Raw genomic sequence first — 26,046 nt, forward strand, 5'->3', positions numbered from 1 at the left:
AACTCTGCAACATACAAAAAAAGCGAAACCTCAATAAAGTTCCGCCCCTCTAACCTAAGCTAAAAACACCGCTCCATACCCGAGTGATCCAATAATGACAAACACCGGGGACACTTTCAGCTTCTCCATTAACAAGAAACTGGCAGCCGCTAAAAACAGCGTGTGCATCCAACCGACGCTTATATAAGATTCGGCAAAGAACTGATACGCCATGATGCCAAGAAGTACAGCAATTGTCGGCTTTACATAGGTGCTCATGTTCTTTACTCGTGGTGAGTCTTTAAATTTGTAGACGAGACCTAGAAACGCGACCATCAATAAAAGGGAAGGCGCAACGGTTGCAAACACGCCAACAAACGCCCCGAACCAGCCTCCTTCTTGAAATCCGATATAACCTGCCATCTTTGTCGCGATCGGACCAGGAAGTGCATTACCAAGCGCCAACACTTCTGTAAATTCATTAACAGATAGCCATTCATAGCGGTCAACGACTTCGTTTTCAATCAAGGGAATCGACGCTGGGCCACCGCCGTATCCTAAGATTCCGGGTAGAAAAAAGGCGAGAAAGATATGCCAAAAAGTCATCCTGTCTTCTCTCCTTCCCGCACGTTTACTGTCTGTTTATTCTTTCCCTTTAAAGGTCCAAAGAGAGCGAAAGCCAATAATGCACCAATGATGATGCCAGGGTGAACACCGAGAAATTGAAGAAGAACCACGCCCGCAAAGATGTGAAGAAGGCTAAGTTTTAAACCTAATCCTTTTTTGGAGCTATCAAAGAACTGCCACGTTAGGACAGCGAGCATCACAGCGACAACGGGAATGACGCCTTTTGTCATGCCTTGTACCCATGGTTGATCCTTAAATTCACGGAGTGAGGTTAATAGAAGTATCATGAGAATAATGGTCGGCAGAATTGTCGCTAATAACGCAATGAAAAGACCGAGAATGCCCGCTACACGATATCCAATATAACCTGCCATTTTGGTTGCAATCGGCCCAGGCAGGGTGTTTCCTAGTGCCAACACATCTCCAAATTCTTCGTCGTTCATCCATTTGTATTTTCCGACTACTTCTTTATGAACTAACGGGATGGAAGAAGGACCTCCCCCATACCCCAGCATGCCCGACCGAAAGAAGGCAAGAAACAAGTTGAGATACGTCATATGATCAGTCCTTTATTCTTAGTTGAGTTTAGTAGGTTACCATGCAGCGATCGAGCCATCTGTTCTTCCTTCCGTTCCACCTGCTAATACACCAGTGTCTGGGTCTTTCCAAATGATCTGTCCTCGACCAAAGTTCCCTGAATCTGCGGCCACTTGAACGTCATGACCTCTTCTCGCTAGATCATCAACAATATGCGACGGAAGTGAGCGTTCGACTAGAACTTTCTTGTCCTCCATCCATTGCCAGCGTGGCGCATCTAGCGCGGCTTGCGGGTTCAGATGAAAATCAACCGTGTTCATCACAACCTGCACGTGACCTTGAGGCTGCATGTAGCCTCCCATCACACCGAAAGGACCAACGGCTTTTCCGCTCTTCGTTAAGAAGCCAGGAATAATCGTATGATACGTCTTTTTACCTGGAGCGAGTGCGTTATCGTGATTTGGATCTAGCGAGAAATCATGTCCTCTATTCTGCAGTCCGATTCCTGTTTCAGGAACGACTACTCCAGAACCGAACCCCATGTAGTTGCTCTGAATGAACGAGACCATATTGCCTTCTTCGTCTGCCGTTGCAAGATATACCGTCCCACCACTTGGCGGTGTGCCGGGTTCTGGCTGAAGAGCTTCATTATCGATCAGGTCTCTTCGTTTTGCAGCATAGCTCTCCGACAACAATCCTTCAACAGATACATTCATCCTGAGTGGGTCTGTTACATATTTTTTCGCATCCACAAAGGCTAGTTTGATGGCTTCGATCTGTTTATGATACGTTTCGGCTGATTCTTTTTCGGTAAATTCATACCCTTTTAGCGTGTTGAGTGCCAGAAGTGCAACGATGCCTTGACCGTTCGGAGGAATTTCCCAAACGTCATATCCTCTGTAATTCACGCTGATCGGTTTCACCCACTCTGGGTAATAGGTAGCAAGATCCTCACTTCTGAGAAATCCGCCGTGCGCTTCTGACGCTTCGCTTATTTTTTGTGCGAGTGCTCCTCTATAAAAAGATTCTGATTTCGTTTCTGCGATATCTCGTATTGTACTAGCATGGTGAGGTGAGCGCCAAATCTCACCAACTTCTGGAGCACGTCCGTCTGGTGCAAAGGTTTGGAACCAGCTCTCGAACTCCTCACCTTTTAATTCACGCTTGTACGTTTCATACGCTTTACGCCAATACTTACCGAGAATGGGCGTCAATGGGTAGCCTTCCTCGGCATAAGAGATTGCGGGTTGCAGCACTTCCTTAAACGATAATTTACCGAATCGGTTTGATAATTCTGCCCAAGCTGCTGGTGCACCTGGAACCGTAACCGGTAGCCAGCCGAATTTTGGCATATTATCATGTCCCGCTTTCTTTACTTCTTCAATGGAGATGCTTCTCGGTGCTGGACCACTCGCGTTCAATCCATGCAGTTCACCATTCATCCAGACGAGGGCGAACGCATCACCACCGATCCCGTTCGATGTTGGCTCAACGATCGTTAGGCAAGCTGCGGTGGCAATGGCTGCATCAACTGCATTTCCACCCTTCTTTAACATATCCAGCCCAGCTTGTGCGGCGAGCGGCTGACTTGTCGCAACCATCCCTTTTTTCGAAAAAACGCTCATCCGCTCTGAATGATAAGGGTTATGAAGGGCATTGTACTGAAGTTTCTGTTGTGTATCCTGTATCGTTTGATTCATGATTCTCACCTTTCGTGGCAGGCGATAAATTGACCTTCATCAATTTCGCGCCATGCGGGTTTTTCTGTTGAACATTTGCTTTGTGCGATAGGACAACGCGTATGGAACGGACATCCGGTTGGTGGATTAGAAGGACTAGGCAGATCGCCTTTTAACCGGATACGTTCTCTCTTTCTCCCAACAGTCGGTCTTGGTATGGCAGACAATAACGCCTCCGTGTATGGATGTGTCGGATTTTCATACAGCTTATGAACAGGCGCGAGTTCCACCATCTGACCGAGATACATAACGAGTACTCGGTTGCAGAGGTGACGCACTACACCAAGGTCATGCGACACAAATAGATAGGTTAGGCCATGCTTTTCTTGAAGATCGCGTAAAAGCTTTATTACTTGTGCTTGAACGGAAACATCTAATGCTGACACAGGTTCATCACATACGATAAAGGATGGATTGATCGAGATGGCACGGGCTATCCCGATTCGCTGGCGCTGACCGCCGCTAAATTCGTGCGGATAGCGCTCATAGTGTTCTTCTTTCAAACCAACCTCTTTTAACAGTTGAAGGACCTTTTCTCTCCGTTCTAAAGAGGATAGATTCGTATGGATGATGAGCGCTTCTTCTAGAGCATCACCAATCCGCTGTTTTGGGTTAAGTGAGGCATACGGATCCTGAAAAATCATCTGCATCTCTTTTTTATAAGGCTTTAACTGTCTCGATGAATAGTTACTAATGTTATTCCCGTTAAAGACGAGTTCTCCTTCTGTCAGCGATTCAAGTCCAAGGATCGTTCTTCCGAGCGTCGATTTGCCGCAGCCGGATTCACCAACAACGCCCAGTGTCTCTCCTTTATAAATATCAAGCGTGATTCCGTCAACTGCCTTCACATGGTTCTTTACCCGCTGCAGCAGGCCGCCTCTCACAGGAAAGTGCTTTTTTACATTTTTTACGCTATAAAGAACTTGCTCGTCTACCGCCATTCTGTTCGACCCCCTCTTCTTGCAGCCAGCATCTTACACTCTGTTTATCTGTAACATGAAACGTGCTTGGAGATTGTTCCATACATTTATCAAAAGCATACGGACAGCGTGGATGAAAACGGCATCCCGAGATCTGCTCATTTAGCATCGGCATCGACCCTGCGATCGGCTTCAGATCAAATTCAGGATCATCAACATTTGGTACAGAAGCTAACAAGCCTTTTGTATAAGGATGCTGAGGATTTTCAAAGATTTCTTCCACACGGCCTTCTTCAATTATTTCTCCTGCATACATCACGATCACTCGATCAGCAATCTCGGCGACAACTCCCATATCATGCGTGATCATAATCATGCTCATATCGAGCTGTTCTTTCAAATCGTTCAGAAGGTCGATGATTTGAGCCTGAATGGTCACATCAAGCGCTGTTGTCGGTTCGTCAGCGATCAACAGCGATGGATTGCATGATAGTGCGATCGCGATCATGACGCGCTGCCTCATCCCTCCGCTCAACTCATGCGGAAATTGATTCATCCGTTCGACAGGCGAAGGAATCCCAACCATCTTTAAGAGCTCGATTCCTCTCATATGTGCTTGTTTCTTTGATAGCTTCAAATGGATCATCAACGGTTCACGAATCTGAAAACCTACCGTAAATACTGGGTTTAAAGCTGTCATCGGTTCCTGAAAAATCATAGATACATCGTTTCCGCGCACCTTCTGCATCTGTTTTGGTGACATCTCGGCAAGGTTTTTTTGATTAAAGTAGATCGATCCGTCTGCTATCATTCCGTTTGATGGCAGAAGTCCCATGATAGAAAGAGCTGTGATACTTTTACCACAGCCCGATTCTCCAACGATACAGAGTGTTTCTCCTTTTTTCACCGAAAAAGAAGCGCCCCGGACAGCCGGCAATGGACCGTCCGCTGATTTAAACGTTGTCACTAAATCTTTCACCTCTAAAACAGTCTCTTTCATCATCCATCCCTACTCTCTATAAACGCCGTATAATGACCACTGTCCTGTAGGTTCCATCTCAAAGCCTTTAACAGACTTATCGTAGGCAGCTGATGCGATGCCATGGTAAATCGGCAGAACCGGAAGCTGTGTCATCACATATTCATCTGCTTTGGTTAAGATTTCCTTACGCTGTTCTTGATCTACAACAGAACGAGATTGATCGACCAGCTTATCGAACTCAGCATCTTTATAACGGCTTAAGTTTGTTGCATCAATGTTTGCAGAATGAAGTCGTGGAAACAGTAATTCACTTCCATCTCCTGTAACGTTCGACCAGCCGGCAATCGTAATATCAAAGTCACCTTTTTTCGAAACATCCAGGTAAGTACCCCACTCGATCGTCTCGATGTTTGCGTTTATCCCTGCTTCTTTTAACTGTGACTGAATGACTTCAGCCATGTTCATGTACTGACTTGTATTAGCAGCTAGTATTTTAATCTCTTTTTTATCAAACCCGTTATCTTTCACAAGTTTCTTCGCTTCTGCCTGATCAAATTTTGGTCCCTTATCACTGCTTTCGTTATGCCCAAAAACCTCTGGTCCGATGAAGCTGTTCGAGTAAACTCCGAGACCATTTAACTTTTTCAAGTATCCTTCACGATTGATCGCTTGAGAAACCGCTTGTCTGAACTTCAAGTCGTTCATCGGTGCTTTTTCCATGTTAAAAGCCAAGTAGTAAACGGGTGTTCCATCTTTTTTCTGAATATCAACATTCTTAATCTTCTCTAGACGTGGCATCAGCTCAGGTGCAAGCCCATCGATCAACTGAACTTTTCCTGTCTGCAGCATAGAGATCGCGGTTGATACTTCAGGAACGACTGTAAACGTTAGCTTTTCGAGTTTGGCCGGCTTCTGCCAATAGTCCTTGTTCTTCACGAGTACAATGTCATCGCCGTTTACTTTTTCAGAGAATGTAAATGGTCCTGTTCCTACTGGATCTTTCATAAGATCTTGCTTTTGATCAGCTGTTGGAGATACGATGGCCGCATTTGAGTGTGTTAAGGCTGCAAGCATCGGTCCATAGGGCTTCTCTGTTTTTAAAACAACCGTATGTTCGTCCTGAACTTCGATGGATGATACTGGTGCTAAAAGTGATGCACGGGGTGCTGCTGTCTTTGGATCTTTTAATTTATCGAACGTGTATTTAACAGATTCTGCGTTGAACGGAGTTCCATCGTGAAATTTTATATCTTTCTTCAACTTGATCACCCACGTGTTTTCGTCTGGGTTCTCATAGGATTCTGCAAGGTGTGGAACGATTTCGCCTTTATTATCTCGAACAAATAACGTTTCATAGATCTGTTCGATCACTGTAGATGAAACAGAATCATTTGTTAGGATTGGTGATAGACCTACCACTTTAGAAGTTGTTGCATAGGTTAGCTCTTGTTCAGCTTTCCCTGCACTTCCGCCTGATGAAGAATTGCTGCTGCAACCCACTAAAGCCAATGACAATACAAAAAGAACCGTTAGCAAACTAGCAAACCACTTTTTTCCCATTTGTCATATCCCCCTCTTATTTGTCTAAACTCATTCCTTGATCTAATGCGTCACGAAGCGCATCACCGACAACATTAAACGCAAACACAACTAGCATGATGGCAATACCCGGAATCACGATCATATGAGGTGATGTCCACATGTACTCCTGTCCTGCAGCAATCATTGCACCCCATTCAGGCGTTGGCGGCTGTGCCCCTAAGCCTAGGAAACTTAATGATGCCGTTGATAGAATCGCAGTTGCCATCCTCATCGTTGCAAAGACGATAATAGGAGCCATACAATTTGGCAGGACATGCCTGACCATGATACGAAGGTCACTTGCTCCAAGTGATTGCATCGCGATAATGTACTCTTGCTTCTTAATGGAGAGAACACTTCCGCGGACGATACGCGCACACGTTGGAATCGACCAGATACTAATCGCAATTACGACGTTCACAAGGCTTGTCCCTAAGATCGCGATGATCAGCATAGCTAGCAGAATACCAGGAAAAGCAAACATTAAATCTACGAACCTCATAATGATGCCGTCAAGTCTTCTATAGTAACCAGATAGCAAACCAAGTACGACTCCGCCCGCTAAACCAAGAGTTACAGCACCGATTCCTACTAACAAAGAGATCCTCGCCCCATATACGATTCTGCTCCAGATATCTCGTCCATAATTATCCGTTCCTAGCCAATGTCCTTCTGTTCCAATTGGCAGTTCACTCAGTTCCAAGTTCTGTTTGTTTGGATCTACTCCTACAATGACTGGAGCTGCAAGAGCCATAAACAGCTGAAGAGCAATGATGACGAGACCGACGATAGCCATCTTATTCTTGATGAGCCGTTTCCACGTCTTGAACAGCGCAAACTCTTTCTTTTTCTTATGTGACGGTAACTGCTGTGTTACTACTTCCGTTGACATGTTATCCCCCCTTCGCGTTTATTCGTAACTGATTCTTGGATCAATAAAGGCGTATACAATATCGACAATTAAGTTCACTAAGACGAACAGTGTGGCTACAAGAAGCACAGATCCTTGAACCATTGGGAAATCACGAGCTGCAATAGACTCAATCATAAGCCTGCCAACCCCGTTGATGGCAAAAACAGATTCTGTAATGATGGTGCCTCCAAGTAAGAAACCAAAATTCAAGCCGATTACTGTTATCACAGGGATCATTGCGTTTCGAAGACAATGCATCATGATGACTGTTTTTTCACGAACTCCTTTCGCCCTAGCCGTTCTTACATAATCTGCTCGGATAACTTCCAACATGGCCGATCGACTCATTCTGGCTATCATGGCGGCTGAGCCTGTCCCAAGAGTAATAGCAGGAAGTGCAAGTTGTTTCATTCCTTCGATGGTCCAGAACGGTTCGGTTAATCCTCCCACAGGAAACCATTGAAGGTTAACGGCGAAAATAAGGATTAATATGGCACCTAACCAAAAGTTAGGAATGGAGATTCCCCCGAGAGCAATAATGGTACTCAATCCGTCAAACCAGGTGTTATGCTTTAACGCTGATATAATTCCTGCCGTTACACCGATTACAATCGCAACAATAATGCTTGCGATAGCCAGGTTCAGTGTGTTTGGGAAACGGTCGATAATCGCTTCTGACACCGCTTGTTTTGTCTGATAAGAGAACCCTAAGTCACCTGCAAAAATGCCTTTTAAGTAATCGAAATATTGAGCGAGCAACGGCTCATTTAGTCCAAGATTTTCTCTGATCGCTTCAACGTCTTCTTGAGTCGCCGTCGGTCCGCCGATAATACTTGCCGGATCACCTGGCGCAATATGCATACTCATAAAAACAATGAATGAAATACCGATTAATAAGAGCACTAGCTGAAAAATACGCCTTACAATCAAACCTGCCATTTTCTCTTCACCTCTCCCCTTTTTTCACTTTTTCGGTACAATTAAGCAGAAATGACCTCCGTTTGTTAACCAAAAATCAAATATAAACTAACAAACGTTTTATATTTGTTTCTGATTATAAAATATATTCAGAATATTTTCTATATAAAATCATAATTTGGTTCTTTGTTCCCGTACCTATGTAAGTAGACATAAACCAATGCACTACTAAACGTTTTTGAGATAGGAAGATGCGCCTAGTTGATATAATTGCTTCACTAGAATAATAAAAGAGGATTCGAAATGGATAGCTGTCCATTCGAATCCTCTTTGTATTCTTTATAGTTTTAGCCCTGATCGGCTCTTGAACCTTCGTAGTAGAATATGTGATTCTACTCTCGAAATACCTTTGATGCCATACAGTTCATTATTGATAAACTTCTCTAACGAAGGAAAATCTTCTACCAATACGTGCATATGTAATGTGCTTGGCCCAGTCATCTGGTAGCAGCTTGCGACACTTGGATTATTCACGAGTTTCTCTGCTACTTTTACTAAATAGGCTGGTTCACAGTCCACTTCAAAGAAAGCTGAAACGGTCTTTCCTGCTGCTTCTGAGTCAATCACCACACTGAACTTTTCTATTACTCCCGCTTTTCTCATCTGATTAACACGTTCGCGAACAGATACACGGGAAAGGCTTAATTCCTTACCGATCTCTGCATAAGACATTCTACCGTCTTGTGTTAGCAGCTCTAATATTTTTCGATCTGTATCATCTATTTTCAAATCAATCACCACGCTTACATTGAATGAATTCATTGTAAGCGTTATTTTCTCAAAATTCAAATAAGGACTAAAAATGCAATGTGTTCACCCTGTATTACAACAGTTTTAAAAAATTTAACACATTCTCAGAAACACCGTCATATCAAGGATAAACAGTTGGACAGATGACTCAATTTTATAAAAAATAAGAAAATGTTATAAAACAGGTGTTGCAAAAAATAAACTGTTATAATACAATGCATTATAATCAAATCAAAAACAAAACAGGAGGAATTTAAAATGAAAAATTACTTGGAGCTTCACCGTAATATTCCTAAGAAGACGTGTTCAGAATGTGGGTGTGTAATCGAAGAACAACACGAATCTTATCTTTATGAGTGCGAGCGCTGCATGGGAAAACACGAGAGGTAAATTTTTTTACCTCTTCTGTTATATAACAATAATATTTTAAGTGCATCTGTTTAATAACATGTTCAGAAAGGACTGTGTAATAAGTGACGATTGAAACTACTAATCTACAAGTGTTAGGCGACATTACCCCAGAGTATGAAAAAATATTAACACCAGGTAGCATTCTTTTCTTAAAATCATTGCACCATCACTTTAATAACACCCGCAAAGAACTTCTGAAACAACGTAAAGCGAGGCAAAGTGAAATAGATGCTGGGATCATGCCTACCTTTTTACCGGAAACCGAACATATCCGTAACAGTGATTGGACTATCTCGCCACTTCCCCAAGATCTTCAAGACCGACGAGTAGAGATAACAGGTCCTGTTGACCGCAAGATGGTGATCAACGCGCTTAACTCAGGAGCTAGGCTTTTTATGGCAGATCTCGAAGATTCCAACTCTCCTACTTGGGGGAACACGATTGATGGTCAGATCAACTTAAAGGATGCCGTTAACCGCTCCATTTCTTTTGATAATGGAAACGGAAAAACGTATACATTGAACGAAAAGACCGCCACGCTCATCGTACGTCCACGTGGCTGGCATCTTGAAGAAAAACATATTGTTGTCGACAACGAACCGATGTCTGGTAGCTTAGTAGATTTTGGCCTTTATTTTTACCACAATGCAAAGACACTAATCGAAAATGGATCTGGACCGTATTTCTATCTTCCTAAAATGGAAAGTCATAAAGAAGCTCGCCTTTGGAACGATGTGTTTATTTACGCCCAAGAACAGCTTGGAATTCCAAGAGGTACCATTAAGGCAACTGTACTAATCGAAACTATTGTCGCGGCTTTTGAGATGGACGAAATTTTATATGAGCTTCGTGAACATTCCGCAGGCGTAAACTGTGGCAGATGGGATTATATTTTCAGCTATATTAAGAAGTTCCGTAATCAGCCACACGTGATTCTCCCTGACCGTTCGCTCGTTACGATGACTGTTCCGTTCATGAGATCCTATTCTCTTTTGGCCATAAAAACATGCCATAAACGAAACGCCCCTGCGATCGGTGGGATGGCTGCACAGATTCCGATAAAAAATGATGAAGCTGCGAATGCCGCTGCTTTTGAAAAAGTGCGTGCTGATAAAGAGCGCGAGGCTTCTGACGGTCATGACGGGACATGGGTTGCCCATCCGGGACTCGTGCCTGTTGCTATGGAAGTATTTGACCGCATCATGCCAACGCCTAATCAGATCGATCGAAAACGTGAAGATGTAGTCGTAATGGCTGATGATTTAGTGGCTGTACCAGAAGGCGAAATCACAGAAGAAGGTTTGCGCGTCAACATTAGTGTGGGCATTCAATACATTGCTTCTTGGCTGAGAGGTAAAGGAGCTGCACCGATCAACCATCTCATGGAAGATGCAGCTACGGCAGAAATCTCACGTGCTCAAGTATGGCAATGGATCCGACACCCTAAAGGCATTTTACGTGACGGCCGCAAAGTGACGTTCGAGCTGGTAGAGGAACTAAAGTTGCAGGAAGTTCAAAAGTTGAAGCAAGGAATGAATGAGGCATCATTCAATTCTGGTCGTTTTATGGAAGCAGTTGCGTTGTTTGATGAGCTGATTCGTAATGATGAGTTTCAAGATTTCTTGACCAATCGTGGTTATGAGGTGTTGTAGTGCTAATCCTTGTTGTCCTCGAGAGTGGTTGATTTCCGCCCCACTCATTAGCTATCCGTTTTTTCTAAAGAAGCATCATTGAATAGTTAATCGGAGTGTAAGGTGGGAGACTCCTGGGGGATCAGCGGGACAGGTGAAACACCTAAGGACGCATAGCGTTAAGGTGGTTCACCGCACGCCCCCCGGAAAGCGAGCACCTGAAACGGAGATTAACCACCACAAGAACAACTTGAGTTAACTTTACCCTACCCACTTTTCAACAATAAAAACTAAAATATAAATCCTAAGGAGAGAGATTAATGAATCAATCACGTGTGGAAAAATTACAGGATATGTGGCAAAACGAAGAGCGCTGGTCAGGAGTTCAGCGTCCTTATACAGCAGAAGAGGTTATTCGCTTACGCGGGTCCATCGATATCGAGCATACACTTGCTAAAAAGGGCTCCGAAAAATTTTGGGATCTCCTTCAAAACGAAACATATGTAAACGCTTTAGGAGCACTAACAGGCAATCAGGCGGTTCAGCAAGCAAAGGCAGGTCTGAAAGCCGTATACTTAAGCGGTTGGCAGGTCGCAGCAGATGCCAACCTTTCTGGAAACATGTATCCTGACCAAAGTTTATATCCAGCAAACTCTGTTCCACACGTGGTAAAACGCATCAACTCTGCTCTTCAGCGCGCTGATCAGATTCAGCACATGGAAGGTGGAAACGAAGTCGATTACTTCCTTCCGATCGTTGCAGATGCAGAAGCTGGTTTTGGCGGACAACTGAACGTTTTTGAGCTGATGAAAGGCATGATTGAATCTGGAGCGTCGGCTGTTCACTTTGAAGATCAGTTATCATCTGAGAAAAAGTGCGGACATCTAGGTGGAAAAGTGCTATTGCCGACGATGACGGCTGTACGTAACTTAATCTCAGCTCGTCTGGCGGCAGATGTGATGGGAACACCAACAATTTTGATCGCACGTACTGATGCTGATGCTGCAGATTTGATCACGAGTGACATCGATCCAGTCGACCGCGCTTTTATTACAGGCGAGCGAACTGCTGAAGGCTTTTACCGTACAAACGCAGGCCTTGATCAAGCGATCGCACGCGGACTTGCCTATGCACCTTACGCGGATCTGATCTGGTGCGAAACGAGTGAACCGAACCTAGAACAAGCGCAGCGTTTTGCAGATGCGATCCACGAACAGTTTCCTGGTAAACTATTAGCTTACAACTGTTCTCCTTCTTTTAACTGGAAAAAGAAACTGGATGACGCAACAATTGAAACTTTCCAGCAGCAGCTTGCAGCGATGGGCTATAAGTTCCAGTTCGTAACGTTGGCTGGTTTCCACGCGCTGAACCATAGCATGTTTGAGCTAGCAAAGGGCTATAAAGCGAGAGGCATGGGTGCTTATTCTGAGTTGCAGCAAAGAGAGTTTGATAGTGAGATCGATGGCTATACGGCAACGCGCCACCAGCGTGAAGTAGGAACAGGCTATTTTGATGAAGTCACACAGCTCGTTTCGGGTGGTACAGCTTCAACAACAGCTCTAAAAGGATCTACAGAAGAAGATCAATTTCAGTCACAAAAAGCGTAGAGATAGAGTTATTGGATAGGAGATATATAGAAGAAAGGACAGGAGCAGATGCCCTTGTCCTTTTTTAGAGTCTAATTTACAAATGTATTGTGAACGCGCCACGATTTCTTTGCATACGTGGACCAGATGAAAAACGCCAATAACGCAGAAGCTGAGTTTACAAAAGGCGTTCCTGTATTCACTTCATCTACAAACAGAAGCAGAATATCTGTTAGAACCGCAAAGATTAACGTGATCAGAAGCAAAAATATCCACGTCTTTACGAACGCTTTCTTCTTCGTAAAAAATAGATAGAGAAGATATATATTTAATCCAATCAATCCAATATTAAAGATTAATTCTCCATATACAACGTATTTTAATAATAACGAATTGAATTTATAACCTTGGATCGCATCAAATCCCACTTGTACAGCATTTAGTTTAAACGGCAACGCTAAAAGTAGTCCCGCTCCTACTAATAGCAGCCATCCTCCTAAACCTTTTAAATCTTCTTTTTGTTTTGGTTGTGTTTCCAATGTCTGTCTCCCTTCTGATGTATGTCTTTTCTGCACTCATGTTTTCCATGAAGGATAAAGTGACTCTATACGGAATATTATATTTAAAATTAATCATGTCAGGAGTCATGTTATGGAAATGATTAAAAAAGCTACTGTTCTTGATGCCGCTGATATACATGCGTTACAAAAATTGGCTTATGTGAGTGAGGCTGAACTTTACGGCAATTATGATATTCAACCTCTTACACAATCGGTTGCTGATGTAGAAGAAAGCATAAGAACTCACCACGTACTAAAGTATCTATTTAACGGTAACATTATTGGCTCTGTCAAAGCCCATGAAGCCGGAGGAACATGTTATATAGGTAAGCTCATGGTCCATCCTGATTTTCAGAACAGAGGAATCGGAAGAAAGTTAGTAGAGAAGATTGAGCGACTGTTTGCTGGATATCGTTACGAATTATACACCGGCAGCAAAAGCGTTAAGAATATCTCTTTTTATGAAAAGCTAGGTTACAAGGTGTTTAAAACCCATAAATTACACTTTGAAGAAACCATCTTTGTTTTTATGGAAAAGTAACCTGTATTGTTAAAAAAATAAGGCTGTTTTCGTAAACTTTGTTGCTTTTGGAAGTGTTGATTTCCGTTCTAGGTTGCTCGCTTTCCACGGGGCAGGCGCTGAGCCACATTCGTACGTTTCACTCTTAAGTGTCTCAGCTGCCCGCCTGTCCCGTAGGAGTCTCGCACCTTCCACTACAATCAATTGTCAATGGTGACATGGTACAAAGCAACAATCATTTAGAAAAGAGCGAAAAGTAAAGAAAAGAGGCTGATACGAGAGTCAGCCTCTTACTCGTTCTATTAAGCTTTTACATCGCGCTTTTGAAAAACCGTAAACGTAATCGCAAGCATGATCACCGTGTATACCGCGAGCACACTAATAGAGAACGGCAGCGTTAAATCCTTAACCATCTGGTTCTGTCCATCGATCAATACACTAAGATCCATATTGGCGAACAATGTGTAGATCACCCAATCTTTTGTAGCAAGAAGTGCAACAATCGTATTTCCTGCAAACATTGTAAACAGTGCCACACCGATTGCGACCGAGTTACTCATGAACAGAGTTGAGATCATGAATGACATGGCTACGAGTGCTGTTAATTCGATAAATTCTACTCCAATGTTAGCAAACACGTACTCCACAATCAGCCTTTCTTTCACTTGCCCATCTTCTGCTGTGATCAAGTACGACTGATCCATGCCTCCAAATCCATAGGCAAGGCCACCAACGAGCCATGTCACTAAGATGACAACGAGCCACATCAAGAACGCAAAGCCAAGCGTTGCAACGAATTTAGATAAAAGAATCTTCCACCTGCTATAAGGGCGGATCAGAAGCATCTTGATCGTCCCTTTTGCAAATTCATTCGATACGATATCACTAGCCACTACGATTACAAACAATCCGATAAAGATTGAGATCCAAGCCATGTCTTTCATGAACTGCCATGCAGTTGTTTCATAAGGAGAGATATCATTAGCGATGGCGTATTCGTTCTGCTTGATGTTTGATTCTAACATATCGATATAGATTTCATTATCGTTGTTTTTCTTTGCTTCATCCAGCGCTTTTTGGTCATCCTTAACAGTTTGCGTCAGTTCTTGCTTCCAATTTTCATTCACTTCAACATCTGTTGTTGCTTTGTCATAAACAGCGATACCGATAATGATAACGATTGGAATAGCAAGGAAGATCCATGTGCGCATACGGCTAAAGATCTTAATCCACTCATTCGTTAACAGGGATAGCCACTTCATTCAGATCTCCCCCTTTCTTTGTCATTTCTAAGAATCGTTCTTCGAGCGTCTTCGTTTTGCGTTGGATACCAACAACGAGCACGCCTGCTAGAACAAGTTGTTTATTAAGTTCTGCAATGGATCGTACGTCCGATGTTTGGACAATTAGTTCCTGTCCCGACTCTGTGACGTTCAGCTCTTCGTTCATTTTGATAAGTAATTGTTTTGCCTGCGAAACGTCGCCTTCGATTTGGAAGTGAACCTTCACATCGGCTTCGTCTTCCTGGTTTAGAATTTCATCGATACGGACCAGTTTTCCATTTTGAATAATGGCCACACGGTCGCACATCATCTGCATCTCAGCAAGCATGTGTGAAGATACGATTACAGAAGTTCCATTGTTTGCTAGCAGACGCAAATAGTTACGAAGATCATATATTCCTTGTGGATCGAGTCCGTTCGTCGGTTCGTCCAGGATTAACACGTTCGGCTTATGTAAAAGTGCCTGAGCTACACCCAGTCGCTGTCTCATACCAAGCGAGTATGTTTTTACTTTATCGTGAATCGCGTACTTCAGATCAACGAGTTCAATGACTTCGTCAATTCTTTCCTTTGTCACATCCGGCATGATCCTCGCATATTGCATGAGGTTTTTGTAGCCTGTCATATAATCGTACAGCTGCGGGTTTTCAACGATTGCACCAACGCGTTCCATCGCTTTTTCAAAGTTACCTCGAATGTTGTCACCGTTGATCAGAACGTCTCCGTCCGTGATAGAGATCAGCCCAACGATCATTCGAATCGTTGTCGTCTTACCCGCTCCGTTCGGACCGAGCAGACCGAAAATCTCACCTTCTCTTACAGAAAACGATAGATCATCCACAATGGTCTTGCCTTTGATCTTTTTCGTTAAGTTCTTAAGTTCTAACGTATGTGTTGTCATGTGCTCCCCAATTCCTCCTATCATAACTCTCTCTTTTCACATTGTAATACGAGTGAATCATAAGAAAAGTTTCGTAAATTTTGTAAATTATTTACTTATTACTTTAACGCTTCTACTTGCCCTTTGTATATGCTTTTCTTTTTTTGTAATGCGTGTTGAGATAAAAACACCCAATATAACGAGCACACCTCCAGCTCCTTGATACCATGCGAGCGATTCATCGATAAAAAGAACAGCAAAGATCGCAGCAAACACAGGGATCAAGTTCAAAAAGACTCCGGCTTTACTCGGACCGACTCGCTCAACCGCTGTATTCCAGGACATGAACGCAACGATCGATGCAAAGATTCCCGTATAAAGAATGGTTGCGATAGTAGCTAATGACCATACAATTTCTTTCGTTTGCATCTCTACTATTGAAAATGGCAGCAAGATGAGGATGCCAAGAAATGCCGTTACAACAAACGTGCTGTATGTAGGGAGAATTCCCGCATATCTTCGAATAAGAAGCGAATAAATACTCCAGCAGATAACAGCCCCAATCACGATCAAGTCACCTTTATTAAACGACAGCTGCAGTAAAATGGTGATTGAGCCTTTTGAAATAATAAATAGCAATCCAACGAGCGAAAGTAGCGCTCCTGCCACCTGTTTGGTGTTAAGCTTCTCTTTGAGAAAAATAAACGATAACAAGAAAAGAAGAATTGGTGTTGACGTGTTAACGATGGATGCATTTATTGACGTCGTATAGTGCAGGGCAATGTATAAAAGCGTGTTAAAGCCCGTGATTCCAGTAATCGATAAGATGAGGACAACTTGCCACTGCTTTTTTAGCATCGGCCACTCTTTTCGTAAAAATGGGACGGCGAACGGAAGAAAAATGAGAAATGCGGTGCACCATCGCAAAAAAGAGAGTGTTACTGGCGGTAAACTGCTCGCTATCGCACGTCCAATCACAAAATTCCCGCCCCATATTAAGTTTGCGATCACTAAAAGTACATACGGATTAACTCTTTGCATGGTGAGGATCACCTCTTTTTTAGAGATTAAGTCGTTTTGGGGTTCAATTAAGTCGTTTTCATAGCAGATTAAGTCTAATCAGCCACACATTAAGTCTAAACAGCTCCCAATTAAGTCTAAAATCAAAAATAAAGGCGATTCGACAAAATGTAACCTGACAGACCCACTATCAACAACTTCAAAATCATTTTCTCCCACTATAGCAGACTACCTTTTAAAGTAGATATGGTCATTTCGCCTCAATCTAAAATTTGTAAGCTTTTTACCTGTAAATCCACTTTGAATGCTGTACAATGGAAATTAAAATCATTGAAATACTTTACTTTATGAAGTAATAAGCAGAAGAAAGAAGATGACATAATGAAAGCGTATCGGACGTATGTGATTTTATTCCTGGTGATGGTGGTGTGGGGGTTAAACGTAACCGCAACGAAAATTCTGGTTACGAACTTTTTGCCTGTTACAATCACTGGAATTCGTGTTCTAACTGCGGGCTTAACCGTATTTCTGCTTCTCTCTATAATAAAAAAAGTTCGCTGGCTTACGAAAAAAGAGTTTTGGTATGTCTTTCTGGCGTCGATCTTTAATGTTGTTGCGCATCATTATTTTCTATCCATCGGCTTAACCGAAACAACAGCCACGAACGGCGGGTTGATCATGGGAATGTCGCCACTTCTAACGACTATTCTTGCCATCTCGTTTTTAGGAACACCTCTTACGCTCTTAAAATCGATCGGACTTCTTCTCGGGTTCTCAGGTGTTGCATTCATCGTTTTAGAAGGAAACAGTCAGGTAGCAGGGATCTCGTTCGGTGATGGATACATTTTATTATCTGTTCTCACGCAAGCTGTAAGCTTTATCCTCATCAAGCGCGTAGCGCACACGTTAGATCCTCGACTCATGACTGGCTATATGATGGTGATCGGTTCACTTTTCCTGATAGTAATCGGATTGATCGAAGAGCCACAAGGATTTGCAGGAGTCGTTGAGAATTCGACCGTTTCGCTATGGCTGATCTATTTCGCTTCAGCTTGTATTGCGACAGCAGTCGGTCATATGCTCTATAATGAGGCGATCGGTAAAATCGGAGCGTCAGAAGCTTCAATCTTTATTAACTTGAATCCATTCTTTGCTCTCGTTGGCGCCTACCTCTTTTTAGGTGAACAGATCTTGTTTCAGCACATCTTCGGATTCCTGCTCATTATCACCGGTGTCCTCTTAGGCTCTGGTGCAGTTGAGGAGATACGGAACAGAAGATTGCGCAAAAAACACGCGGCTTAGGATGATTTATTGAACATAAAAAACGACCAGAGATTAAAGATCTGGTCGTTTTCCTTAGGCTGTTTTCTAAAAAATGTTGCTTTTAAATCTTTTATTTCCTTCTTTGACTTTTGATTGGAGTGGAAGATGCGTGCCTACCACATGAGATACTTCTTGCAAGGCATGCGACGAGGAAGCTTACTACGTAGTATTAACTTGTAGACGCAGGAGCAAGAAACCTCTAAAGGCGGGCAGGTGAGACACTTATACGGAAACGTACAAATGTGGCTCACCGTCTGCCCCGCGGAAAGCGAGCATCTGGAACGGAAATCAACTACTTTCAAAAGCAACAAGGAATACGAAAACATTTATTACAAACTAGCAGAAGCTGCTTTCTTCTTCCGTTTCTGCAGCACAACATTTTGAATCGTTAAAAACACATTCCCGACCATCCAATAAAGAGGCAGAACAGCGGCCAGCTTCCATGCCGAAAACAGGATAATGATCGGCATCACGTAACCCATCATTTTGATTTGCGGATTTGAAGCAGCGAGCTCCGTTGTACTCATTTTATATTGGATAAACGTTGTTAAAGCCGCTAACACCGGAAGCAGATGCAGAGGATCTGCTGTGCCTAAGTTAAACCAAAGGAAGTTGTGCAATGCGATCTCTTTCGTTTTGATGATTGCATAATAAAACGCAAACAGAATCGGCATCTGAATCAAGAGGGGCAAACACCCCATCGATAACGGGTTAACTTCATGTTTTTTATAAACAGCCATCAGTTCATTCTGTAATTGCAGTTGAGATTCTCGATCTTTCCCCTTGTGTTTTTCACGAAGCTGTTGGATCTCAGGCTGGATCTCTTTCATCTTTTCCTGATTTTTCGTTTGTTTCAACGTTAACGGCATGATCAGGAATCGTATCACAATCGTTAAGAGGATGATCGCAATTCCATAGCTATCGTTAAACAGATACGCCACATATTGAATGAGCTTTGAAAACGGGTAGATGAAAAAATGGTTCCACACACCCGGGCTTTCTGCTGTAATCGGTGTGTTATTGCACCCAGATAATAGAAAAATCGCTAGCAATGAAAGAATGGATATATATTTCTTCAAATTTGTTCCTCCTTGTTTTTAAAAAAATCTAAGCAAACAAGGAGTAAACGTGCCCTTCTTTATCATCTGGCGTTTCTTTTCTAAACATTGTCCGTGCGATCTCGTCTCGAATGAAGCAATAGTTTTGAACGAGGTGAGAATCGGTCATTCTCTTCTCGTAACATAGCCTGTCCTGCTTCACATGGTGATTTGATCTATGAACAAGAGATCGATGAACGACCGAAAGCTGCTTAGCTATAATGAACGTTAGTGCGATACTAATGGATAAAACTAATGCGTCCGTTTGATACAGCAGATCAAAAAACTCCATAAATCAAATCACCTCCTATACTTCATTATACAAAATTCTTACCCTATAAATCTATGATACAGAGATTTCGCTTCTGCCGTATTCTTCGTTCCATGAACAAGTGCACGTCCATCTTTAAAAAGAACGAGGCGGTGACTGCCACTTTGAAGCTCCAGTAAATAAGGATTACAGCGAACGTCACCATGTGGCAATAATCTTTTCTCCATCTCTTGTAAATCAATTTCAACAGCATGAGCGGGACGGATTTGAACAGTATCCCGACCGCAAAGAACAGCTGTTTTTAACGCAGCGCCTTTTTCTATATAAGGATATGTTGGGTTAGCTCCGCAAGATGGACAATCTACCTTCTTCGCTTTTCCCATCCCTAATTGAACGTGCTGATTGGTCCACGTATCAAAAGTTACGATTTTTTTCCTGATAGATGCATAGTCTTCAACTAAAATCTTTAACGCCTCTGCTGTTTGATAAGCGGTGACCATCTGAACAGCTGGAGAGATAATTCCTGCCGTATCGCATGTTTGGCCGTTCGCTGGAATCTTATCAAGCAAACAGTTCAAACACGGTCCATCTCCAGGTAAAATCGTGTAAGAAATTCCGTAGCTTCCTACACACGCTCCATAAATCCACGGAACTTTATATTTCTGCGCCAAATCGTTGATCAACAACCGCGTCTCAAAATTATCGGTCGCATCCATGATCAGATCGATGCCAGAGATTAATTCTTCTGCTTCCTCAATCCCCATGTCCATCACTTGTGCCTGAATTTCTACTTCAGAATTAATCTGATTCAATCTATTTTTTGCAGCGACTACTTTTGGCAGCTGTTTTCTCGCATCTTCTTCCGAATAGAGCTGCTGACGCTGAAGGTTCGTCCAATCCACGTAATCGCGGTCAACAAGAACAATCCGTTTTACCCCTGCACGTGTAAGAGCTTCAGCACTCCCCGCACCTAGCGCGCCTGCGCCAACGATGAGCACGCTTTTTGTCCGTATTTTTGCTTGCCCCTCTATACCGATCGGGCTAAATAATTCCTGTCTTGAATAACGTTCATTCACTTCACACTCAACCCTTCTAAAGGACTGCTCGCTGTTGCCGTTTCTTTTCTCGGGATTCTTCCCGCTTCATACCCTAGCTTTCCAGCTTCTACAGCCATTTTCATCGCGAGGGCCATCTTCACAGGATCCTTCGCACCTGCAACGGCTGTGTTTAACAGCACACCGTCTGCTCCGAGTTCCATCGCGATCATCGCGTCACTCGCACTGCCGATACCGGCATCAACAATAACCGGAACCTTCGTTTGCTCGATAATAAATTTTAAGTAGAGCGGGTTAATGATTCCTTGCCCGGAACCGATTGGAGAAGCGGCAGGCATGATTGCATGTGAACCGAGTTCTTCTAATCGTCTAGCAAGGACCACATCATCTGACGTATAAGGAAGCACGATGAACCCTTCTTTTAATAGCTCTTCTGTTGCTTTTAACGTTTCCACTGGATCCGGCAGCAGCGTTTTATCGCATCCGATGACTTCTACTTTTACCATATCACATAATCCCGATGCTTTCGCCAGTTTTGCAATGCGTACCGCTTCTGCTGCCGTTTTCGCACCTGCTGTGTTCGGTAACAATGTGTATTTTTTCAGATCAAGCATCTCTAAAAAGTTTGGCTGGCTTTCTTCAAAGATGTTCATCCTACGAACCGCAAACGTCAAAATCTCTGAACCAGAAGCTTCTACCGCTTCTTTTTGTGTTTTAAAGTCCGGGTATTTGCCTGTACCTAAAAGTAATCGAGATGAAAAGGAATAGTGTCCAATGTTTAACATACAATCAACCTCCGCCAACAAATCGAACAAGTTCGATCTTGTCGTTTTCTTTTATTTGAGTTTCACTTTGTTTTTGATTATTGATGATCTCTTCGTTCACTTCTGCAATCACAACTTGGTCATGTAAGTTAAGGTGCTTCAGCAGATCTGTGATCGACTGCAAAGTGTCTGGCACCATGACCGTTTCTCCATTTATCATAAGTTTCACGAATGATATACCTCGCTTTCAATATGGTCGGCAATCCTTTTTCCAGTTATAGCAGAAAGCAGAATGCCATTTCGATAGTGCCCCGTTGCAAGAATGAGCCCCTCTTTATGTGGAGAAGGACCGATATAGGGTTGACCGGATAGCGTTTGGGGCCTGATGCCTCCCCATGCTTTTTCAAAAACAGCACCACTTAGTTCAGGAACGATTTGTTTTGCCTTCTCCATCAATTCAAATAGACCTGAAAATGTAACCTCTTCATTAAAGACGTGTGGTGTACTTGTCGCGCCAACAAAAATTCGATCTTCTCGCTTTGGAACGAGGTAACAGTTTTTGTATTTTACAGTACCTGTGAGTAGTGGAAGCTTCGTTTTAAAGGAAAGACATTCCCCTTTTACTGGCACCATTTTTAGTGAAGGCTCTATATCCGAGCTCCACACCCCACAAGCTACTATGATGGAATCAGCATGAAACGTTTCCTTCGTTGTTACGACACCTGTCACCCTGTTGCCAGTTTGGAGAAGCTGAACCACACTGGTATGCTCTCTAACTTCGGCACCGAGAATTTTTGCGGACTGATATAGGGCACGAATAAGCTTAACAGGTGACACTTGAGCATCTTTTTCAAAATAGAGAGCTCCCTTTACAAGTGGCGACAACGCAGGTTCTTTCCTAAGCAGGTCGTGTGCCGGGAGCCAGAAAACTGCTTCACCTTGATCTCGACGCTTGGTCGCTTCTCTTTTTAAATCAACCGCTTCTTCCTCTGTAAACGCGAGTTCATAAATCCCCTTCTGGATCGAAAAGCTCCTGTGATAAAGGGGTAAAAGAGTCCCGACTTTCTTTTGCGAGCCGATAGAGTGGATGATCGGTCTCAAACTCCATCTCTGCACCGAGCATGCCGGCTGCTGCACTCGACGCCTTACTTCCTACTGTTTCTTTTTCAAGAAGCAGCACACGTTTGTTTCGTTTACAAAGCTCATAGGCGATGGAACAGCCGATCACGCCGCCTCCAATAATGATGGCATCATACGTTGTGCGCATCCCACACCTCCAGTTGTTGTTTGTACAGCTTCACCGCTTGTAGTGGTGATTTTGCTTCTAAAATGCCTGACATCACGGCGATTCCAGATGCACCTGTTCCGATGACATTCCGTACGTTTTCTGGTGTAATGCCTCCGATCGCGATGACCGGAATTGTGATTTGATCTACCACACGTTGGAGCTGATCTAACCCTCTTGGCTCCGCATCACGTTTGGAAGAAGTCTTAAAAATATGACCATACATGATGAAGTCGGCGCCGTTTTGTTCAGCATCCTGTGCTTCTGAAACAGAATGGACTGAGCAGCCGAGCATCATTTCAGGCAGAGCTCTTCGCACTTGTGACACATCTAAACTGTGGTGTGTCAGCTGAACACCTTTTACACCTGTACAAAGCGCTACATCCACTCGATCATTTGCGATGATTTTAGAGGGAGGCACTCCAGCTTTCTGCAGAAGATGGATAAGATGACTGAGTTCTTTCGCAGACTTTGTTTTTTCTCGTACATGCAGCGCCGTGATGTACGGATGAATGAGTTTCGCTATCCTAACCAACTCTTCATCACTTTGCCTTCCCGTAGTAATTACATGAAGCTGTTTTTCCATAATAAAAAACCACCTCCTTTATGCAGCAAAGAGGTGGTTTCACAGTTTTTAATATTTATAGCGAAGTATCTGATCCACACACCACTTCCCTACGCTGGTTCTAACCAAATCAGGTTCCAAGGGTCTTAAAGTTCACTTTAATCTCAGCCTTAACAAAGGCACCCCTAGTGGTAATGACTATTTAGTTTTCTATACTACTATTCTATCGATAAAGGGCTTTCATCACAACCCGTTGGAGAAAATAGGTACAAAAAACCAGCCAAAGTATGATACTCTGACTGGTGTTTATCTATTTTCTAGCTTCCTTTATATAAACCTCTACCCTATCACTTTTGTTTTCAGCAGCATCCGCTGCATTTAAAAACAAAATGGCATGATTTTTTTGTTTGATAAACTTAACCACAAAGCTTCCCTTTTCATCTGCTTTAGAGGAACCAATCACATTTCCGACTTTATCAGTAACTGTAACTGTTGATTGCGGTTCTGCCATACCTGCAATCGTTTCCTTTGTCACTTTAACAACGGTTGGAGCTTTAGGCGCTGTTTTATCTAAAACTGTAATTGTAATAGCATCTGACTCGTTGCCCGCTGCATCAGCAGAGCTTACTGTTAATAATGTGCCCACTTTTTGTGATGGGATTTCAACGGTAAAGGTACCATCTTTGGTCGCCTTGCCTTTTGCCAAAAACTCTCCATCTGCTAAAACAGTGATTGTTGAAAGCGGCTCCGCATTGCCCGTTATTATAGCAGTATTATCGCTAACTTCATTAACAAAAGGGATGCTTGGAGCAATCTTATCGTTGTTTACAAAAAGCTTACCAAATTCAGCTGGATAGTCATCACTACTGTATGAATAATTCGCTTCGTTTCCAGCTAAATCTATAACTCTTATATGTTTCACAAGCCAATCTCCATACTCAGCATCATTAGGTATTGGTATTGAGATGTGCATCAATCCGCTTTCATCCAAATAATCAGAGCTTCCTTTTAACATATGAGTACCACTTGGACTCACTAATTCAACTTCAATATAAGCTGGTACGGTTTGAGAATCTTCAGCGTAAATTGTTAGTTTTGCTTCTTCGTTACCTTTTACTTCTGGTGTTTGGAAAATTACTTTATTAATTGTTGGAGGTGTAAAATCAAATTCCGTGTTTTCTACAGAAAACGTATCAAATGTATTTGGATAGTTTTCTGCTGAATACCTATTATCTAAAACATTACCTGCAAAGTCTTTAGCGATAATTTTAGAAACTCTCCATTCACCTGGTTCAGTGTAAGGCGGAATTGTAAACTCTCCTATAAAGATGCCTTCATCGTTAGGAAAAAGGGCTGTGCTCGTTTCTCCTTTACCGGTAGGGCTCGTCATGTAAATCTCAATACTTTCGATACCACTGTTATCGTCACTTGCCGCAACTCTTACTGTATTTGAATCTTCAGTAACCATTGAATCTTTTTCAAATGTTACACTTTCAATCATTGGTGCATTCACATCGTCGTTCTCGTTTATAACCAAAAATGTATCAAATCCAACTGGATACTCTTCTTCATAATACTGATGATCAACATTTCCTGCATTGTCCTGTGTGTATACATTCCAAACTTTAAACGTTGAATCTTTCATATAAGATGGAACAACAAAATTGGCTGACCATGAACCCTCTTCATCTGGATAGATTCCATCTATATAAAGTCGTTGTCCCATCTCATTTCTCATTTCTACTGAAAGAAAGTTGATTCCAGAGATGTCGTCTTCTGCTACAAGCTGAATGGTATTATCTTTGCCTGCTTCTACGCTTTCATTTACAAATTGAATGCTTGATACCGTTGGTGCTGTATTGTCAGGATTGTCGTTCATCACTTGAATAGTGTCAAAGAATGCTGGGTACTCACCCATATAATCGTCCCAACTATACTGATTGCCTGCTGCATCACCAGCATTTACCCAATCCACTCTCCATTCACCAGGGTCTGTAAATTGCGGAACCCACCACGTGGCTTCAAACGTTCCATCTTCTGTTTTTATAAAATCAGTTACGTGATTATTTCCGCGTCCAGTTGTATTATAAAGCCCAAGAGTTATCCACTCTACTCCTGAATCATCAATTGCTGTTACAGTAACCTTTGTAAAATCACCGGCTTGCACTTGTTCTTTTTCAAACGTAATCGCATCCACAGTTGGTGCTGTTACATCTACTTCTTGCACTTCATTTAATATAGTAAAGTCGTAATCTTCAGGTTGCTCAATTTGTTCACGTTTAAACGTACTACTGTTATAGCTGTCATCGTATAGATAAATACTTTGAAGTTGCCACGTACCAACTTCTTCTAAAGAAGTAGCTGTAAACTGTCCTTTCCAATGGTTTGGACCTGATAATTCAATTACATGCTCTTCTCCCTGCGGAGACAGATACGTGAGACGCGCTTCCAGCATAAAATAGGCAGAATCAGGTGCATAAAGATCAAACCAAACCTGTTCGTTTATTTTTGCTTGTTGCGGACTTACTGATAAACTCTCATACCTCGGAAAGTCATCGTTTGCAAAACTAGTAAAAGGAAAAATGCTAAACACCAAAACTGCCATTAAAAATAATGAACCTAATTTCCTTTTCAACTCTTTCTTCTCCCCATTCCATTCATATCACTGCTTCATTATCATACAATAACAACTGGAAAAATAAAGATATATTTTGATAATTTCAGAAAATAGTTCTTGATTACTAAATAACATAAAAAAGGTGCTGCTGAAACACTTCAGCAGCACTCTT

The 26,046-nt window shown here is 42.6% G+C and carries 27 protein-coding genes and 1 riboswitch; of the genes, 5 read left to right on the forward strand and 22 right to left on the reverse strand.

The window, feature by feature from the left end; genetic code table 11:
- Positions 1 to 54: 54 nt before the first annotated feature.
- The 9 genes from IHV11_RS14155 to IHV11_RS14195 all read right to left on the reverse strand — a co-directional run bounded on the left by IHV11_RS14155 (position 55) and on the right by IHV11_RS14195 (position 8,985).
- Positions 55 to 585, reverse strand: a complete 531-nt coding sequence (locus tag IHV11_RS14155) for a chromate transporter (protein WP_197195239.1) — start codon at positions 583 to 585, stop codon at positions 55 to 57.
- Positions 582 to 1,163, reverse strand: a complete 582-nt coding sequence (locus tag IHV11_RS14160; protein WP_197195240.1) for a chromate transporter — start codon at positions 1,161 to 1,163, stop codon at positions 582 to 584. The genes IHV11_RS14155 and IHV11_RS14160 overlap by 4 nt, the downstream gene beginning before the upstream one ends.
- Before the next feature lie 36 nt (positions 1,164 to 1,199).
- A complete protein-coding gene (locus IHV11_RS14165; RefSeq protein WP_197195241.1) occupies positions 1,200 to 2,843 on the reverse strand; it encodes a gamma-glutamyltransferase family protein in 1,644 nt (547 codons plus the stop codon).
- 5 nt (positions 2,844 to 2,848) lie between these two features.
- Positions 2,849 to 3,823: an ABC transporter ATP-binding protein gene (locus IHV11_RS14170; RefSeq protein WP_197195242.1), complete on the reverse strand. Its 975-nt coding sequence runs from the start codon at positions 3,821 to 3,823 to the stop codon at positions 2,849 to 2,851.
- Entirely contained in the window at positions 3,795 to 4,802 is a 1,008-nt protein-coding gene (locus IHV11_RS14175) for an ABC transporter ATP-binding protein (protein ID WP_197195467.1), read from the reverse strand. Before IHV11_RS14175 ends, IHV11_RS14170 begins: the two co-directional genes overlap by 29 nt.
- 9 nt (positions 4,803 to 4,811) lie before the next feature.
- Positions 4,812 to 6,344 carry a glutathione ABC transporter substrate-binding protein gene (locus IHV11_RS14180; RefSeq protein WP_197195243.1) on the reverse strand — a complete coding sequence of 511 codons (1,533 nt, stop codon included), beginning with the start codon at positions 6,342 to 6,344 and terminating at the stop codon, positions 4,812 to 4,814.
- A gap of 16 nt (positions 6,345 to 6,360) precedes the next feature.
- Entirely contained in the window at positions 6,361 to 7,257 is an 897-nt protein-coding gene (locus tag IHV11_RS14185) for an ABC transporter permease (RefSeq protein WP_197195244.1), read from the reverse strand.
- An 18-nt stretch (positions 7,258 to 7,275) separates the two neighbouring features.
- On the reverse strand, positions 7,276 to 8,217 hold the full coding sequence (gene nikB, locus IHV11_RS14190) for a nickel ABC transporter permease (RefSeq protein ID WP_197195245.1): 942 nt from the start codon (positions 8,215 to 8,217) through the stop codon (positions 7,276 to 7,278).
- Positions 8,218 to 8,535: 318 nt separating this feature from the next.
- The gene (locus tag IHV11_RS14195; RefSeq protein WP_191754264.1) at positions 8,536 to 8,985 is read right to left on the reverse strand and encodes an Lrp/AsnC family transcriptional regulator; all 450 of its coding nucleotides are present in this window, start codon (positions 8,983 to 8,985) and stop codon (positions 8,536 to 8,538) included.
- A 279-nt stretch (positions 8,986 to 9,264) separates the two neighbouring features.
- Between IHV11_RS14195 and yhfH the strand changes: the two genes are divergently transcribed.
- From yhfH to aceA, 3 genes are all read left to right on the forward strand, one after another.
- Complete coding sequence (gene yhfH, locus IHV11_RS14200; protein WP_137791063.1) at positions 9,265 to 9,396, forward strand: protein YhfH; 132 nt, start codon at positions 9,265 to 9,267, stop codon at positions 9,394 to 9,396.
- A gap of 83 nt (positions 9,397 to 9,479) precedes the next feature.
- On the forward strand, positions 9,480 to 11,069 hold the full coding sequence (gene aceB / locus IHV11_RS14205) for a malate synthase A (RefSeq protein ID WP_197195246.1): 1,590 nt from the start codon (positions 9,480 to 9,482) through the stop codon (positions 11,067 to 11,069).
- A 299-nt stretch (positions 11,070 to 11,368) separates the two neighbouring features.
- A complete protein-coding gene (aceA, locus tag IHV11_RS14210) occupies positions 11,369 to 12,655 on the forward strand; it encodes an isocitrate lyase (protein WP_197128356.1) in 1,287 nt (428 codons plus the stop codon).
- Between the two features lie 71 nt (positions 12,656 to 12,726).
- Here the strand turns inward: aceA and IHV11_RS14215 are convergent, their stop codons facing one another.
- Positions 12,727 to 13,173, reverse strand: a complete 447-nt coding sequence (locus IHV11_RS14215) for a DUF2569 family protein (protein WP_197195247.1) — start codon at positions 13,171 to 13,173, stop codon at positions 12,727 to 12,729.
- A gap of 112 nt (positions 13,174 to 13,285) precedes the next feature.
- Between IHV11_RS14215 and IHV11_RS14220 the strand changes: the two genes are divergently transcribed.
- A complete protein-coding gene (locus tag IHV11_RS14220; protein WP_197195248.1) occupies positions 13,286 to 13,735 on the forward strand; it encodes a GNAT family N-acetyltransferase in 450 nt (149 codons plus the stop codon).
- Between the two features lie 281 nt (positions 13,736 to 14,016).
- Here IHV11_RS14220 and IHV11_RS14225 read toward each other — a convergent pair whose 3' ends face one another.
- The 3 genes from IHV11_RS14225 to IHV11_RS14235 form a co-directional block, all read right to left on the reverse strand.
- Positions 14,017 to 14,976 (reverse strand): ABC transporter permease, encoded by a 960-nt coding sequence (locus tag IHV11_RS14225; protein WP_197128350.1) that lies wholly within the window; start codon positions 14,974 to 14,976, stop codon positions 14,017 to 14,019.
- Complete coding sequence (locus tag IHV11_RS14230) at positions 14,948 to 15,898, reverse strand: ABC transporter ATP-binding protein (protein WP_197195249.1); 951 nt, start codon at positions 15,896 to 15,898, stop codon at positions 14,948 to 14,950. The genes IHV11_RS14225 and IHV11_RS14230 overlap by 29 nt, the downstream gene beginning before the upstream one ends.
- 87 nt (positions 15,899 to 15,985) lie before the next feature.
- On the reverse strand, positions 15,986 to 16,918 hold the full coding sequence (locus IHV11_RS14235) for a DMT family transporter (RefSeq protein ID WP_197195250.1): 933 nt from the start codon (positions 16,916 to 16,918) through the stop codon (positions 15,986 to 15,988).
- 360 nt (positions 16,919 to 17,278) lie between these two features.
- Here IHV11_RS14235 and IHV11_RS14240 point away from each other — a divergent pair, with 360 nt between their 5' ends.
- A complete protein-coding gene (locus IHV11_RS14240; protein ID WP_197195251.1) occupies positions 17,279 to 18,199 on the forward strand; it encodes a DMT family transporter in 921 nt (306 codons plus the stop codon).
- 350 nt (positions 18,200 to 18,549) lie between these two features.
- Here IHV11_RS14240 and yidC read toward each other — a convergent pair whose 3' ends face one another.
- The 9 genes from yidC to IHV11_RS14285 form a co-directional block, all read right to left on the reverse strand.
- Positions 18,550 to 19,299 (reverse strand): membrane protein insertase YidC, encoded by a 750-nt coding sequence (yidC, locus tag IHV11_RS14245; protein ID WP_197195252.1) that lies wholly within the window; start codon positions 19,297 to 19,299, stop codon positions 18,550 to 18,552.
- Between the two features lie 28 nt (positions 19,300 to 19,327).
- Entirely contained in the window at positions 19,328 to 19,609 is a 282-nt protein-coding gene (locus tag IHV11_RS14250) for a hypothetical protein (protein WP_197128343.1), read from the reverse strand.
- A gap of 38 nt (positions 19,610 to 19,647) precedes the next feature.
- Complete coding sequence (locus tag IHV11_RS14255; RefSeq protein WP_197195253.1) at positions 19,648 to 20,664, reverse strand: MoeB/ThiF family adenylyltransferase; 1,017 nt, start codon at positions 20,662 to 20,664, stop codon at positions 19,648 to 19,650.
- Positions 20,661 to 21,428 carry a thiazole synthase gene (locus IHV11_RS14260; RefSeq protein WP_137791075.1) on the reverse strand — a complete coding sequence of 256 codons (768 nt, stop codon included), beginning with the start codon at positions 21,426 to 21,428 and terminating at the stop codon, positions 20,661 to 20,663. The genes IHV11_RS14255 and IHV11_RS14260 overlap by 4 nt, the downstream gene beginning before the upstream one ends.
- A gap of 4 nt (positions 21,429 to 21,432) precedes the next feature.
- Positions 21,433 to 21,627, reverse strand: a complete 195-nt coding sequence (thiS, locus tag IHV11_RS14265) for a sulfur carrier protein ThiS (RefSeq protein WP_231620362.1) — start codon at positions 21,625 to 21,627, stop codon at positions 21,433 to 21,435.
- A 5-nt stretch (positions 21,628 to 21,632) separates the two neighbouring features.
- The gene (locus IHV11_RS14270; RefSeq protein WP_370568684.1) at positions 21,633 to 22,523 is read right to left on the reverse strand and encodes an FAD-dependent oxidoreductase; all 891 of its coding nucleotides are present in this window, start codon (positions 22,521 to 22,523) and stop codon (positions 21,633 to 21,635) included.
- Positions 22,411 to 22,674, reverse strand: coding sequence for an FAD-dependent oxidoreductase (locus IHV11_RS21400; RefSeq protein WP_197195256.1), 264 nt, complete (start codon positions 22,672 to 22,674; stop codon positions 22,411 to 22,413). Before IHV11_RS21400 ends, IHV11_RS14270 begins: the two co-directional genes overlap by 113 nt.
- Positions 22,658 to 23,278, reverse strand: a complete 621-nt coding sequence (tenI, locus tag IHV11_RS14280) for a thiazole tautomerase TenI (protein WP_197195257.1) — start codon at positions 23,276 to 23,278, stop codon at positions 22,658 to 22,660. The genes IHV11_RS21400 and tenI overlap by 17 nt, the downstream gene beginning before the upstream one ends.
- A 69-nt stretch (positions 23,279 to 23,347) precedes the next feature.
- A riboswitch (TPP riboswitch) is annotated at positions 23,348 to 23,454 on the reverse strand.
- 113 nt (positions 23,455 to 23,567) lie between these two features.
- Positions 23,568 to 25,892 carry an Ig-like domain-containing protein gene (locus IHV11_RS14285; RefSeq protein WP_197195258.1) on the reverse strand — a complete coding sequence of 775 codons (2,325 nt, stop codon included), beginning with the start codon at positions 25,890 to 25,892 and terminating at the stop codon, positions 23,568 to 23,570.
- Between the last annotated feature and the right edge of the window lie 154 nt (positions 25,893 to 26,046).

Source organism: Fictibacillus sp. 26RED30 (assembly GCF_015903845.1).
GTDB lineage: Bacteria > Bacillota > Bacilli > Bacillales > Fictibacillaceae > Fictibacillus > Fictibacillus phosphorivorans.

Excerpts from the sequence above, each read along its gene's own strand:
- IHV11_RS14170 (WP_197195242.1), bottom strand. The coding sequence starts at position 3,823 with ATGGCGGTAGACGAGCAAGTTCTTTATAGCGTAAAAAATGTAAAAAAG.
- thiS (WP_231620362.1), bottom strand. The coding sequence starts at position 21,627 with ATGATAAATGGAGAAACGGTCATGGTGCCAGACACTTTGCAGTCGATC.
- IHV11_RS14235 (WP_197195250.1), bottom strand. The coding sequence starts at position 16,918 with ATGCAAAGAGTTAATCCGTATGTACTTTTAGTGATCGCAAACTTAATA.
- yhfH (WP_137791063.1), top strand. The coding sequence starts at position 9,265 with ATGAAAAATTACTTGGAGCTTCACCGTAATATTCCTAAGAAGACGTGT.
- IHV11_RS14175 (WP_197195467.1), bottom strand. The coding sequence starts at position 4,802 with ATGAAAGAGACTGTTTTAGAGGTGAAAGATTTAGTGACAACGTTTAAA.
- aceA (WP_197128356.1), top strand. The coding sequence starts at position 11,369 with ATGAATCAATCACGTGTGGAAAAATTACAGGATATGTGGCAAAACGAA.
- IHV11_RS14165 (WP_197195241.1), bottom strand. The coding sequence starts at position 2,843 with ATGAATCAAACGATACAGGATACACAACAGAAACTTCAGTACAATGCC.
- IHV11_RS14250 (WP_197128343.1), bottom strand. The coding sequence starts at position 19,609 with ATGGAGTTTTTTGATCTGCTGTATCAAACGGACGCATTAGTTTTATCC.
- nikB (WP_197195245.1), bottom strand. The coding sequence starts at position 8,217 with ATGGCAGGTTTGATTGTAAGGCGTATTTTTCAGCTAGTGCTCTTATTA.
- IHV11_RS14260 (WP_137791075.1), bottom strand. The coding sequence starts at position 21,428 with ATGTTAAACATTGGACACTATTCCTTTTCATCTCGATTACTTTTAGGT.
- IHV11_RS14240 (WP_197195251.1), top strand. The coding sequence starts at position 17,279 with ATGAAAGCGTATCGGACGTATGTGATTTTATTCCTGGTGATGGTGGTG.
- IHV11_RS14220 (WP_197195248.1), top strand. The coding sequence starts at position 13,286 with ATGGAAATGATTAAAAAAGCTACTGTTCTTGATGCCGCTGATATACAT.
- IHV11_RS14155 (WP_197195239.1), bottom strand. The coding sequence starts at position 585 with ATGACTTTTTGGCATATCTTTCTCGCCTTTTTTCTACCCGGAATCTTA.
- IHV11_RS14185 (WP_197195244.1), bottom strand. The coding sequence starts at position 7,257 with ATGTCAACGGAAGTAGTAACACAGCAGTTACCGTCACATAAGAAAAAG.
- IHV11_RS14230 (WP_197195249.1), bottom strand. The coding sequence starts at position 15,898 with ATGACAACACATACGTTAGAACTTAAGAACTTAACGAAAAAGATCAAA.
- IHV11_RS14160 (WP_197195240.1), bottom strand. The coding sequence starts at position 1,163 with ATGACGTATCTCAACTTGTTTCTTGCCTTCTTTCGGTCGGGCATGCTG.
- IHV11_RS14180 (WP_197195243.1), bottom strand. The coding sequence starts at position 6,344 with ATGGGAAAAAAGTGGTTTGCTAGTTTGCTAACGGTTCTTTTTGTATTG.
- tenI (WP_197195257.1), bottom strand. The coding sequence starts at position 23,278 with ATGGAAAAACAGCTTCATGTAATTACTACGGGAAGGCAAAGTGATGAA.
- IHV11_RS21400 (WP_197195256.1), bottom strand. The coding sequence starts at position 22,674 with ATGCGCACAACGTATGATGCCATCATTATTGGAGGCGGCGTGATCGGC.
- IHV11_RS14225 (WP_197128350.1), bottom strand. The coding sequence starts at position 14,976 with ATGAAGTGGCTATCCCTGTTAACGAATGAGTGGATTAAGATCTTTAGC.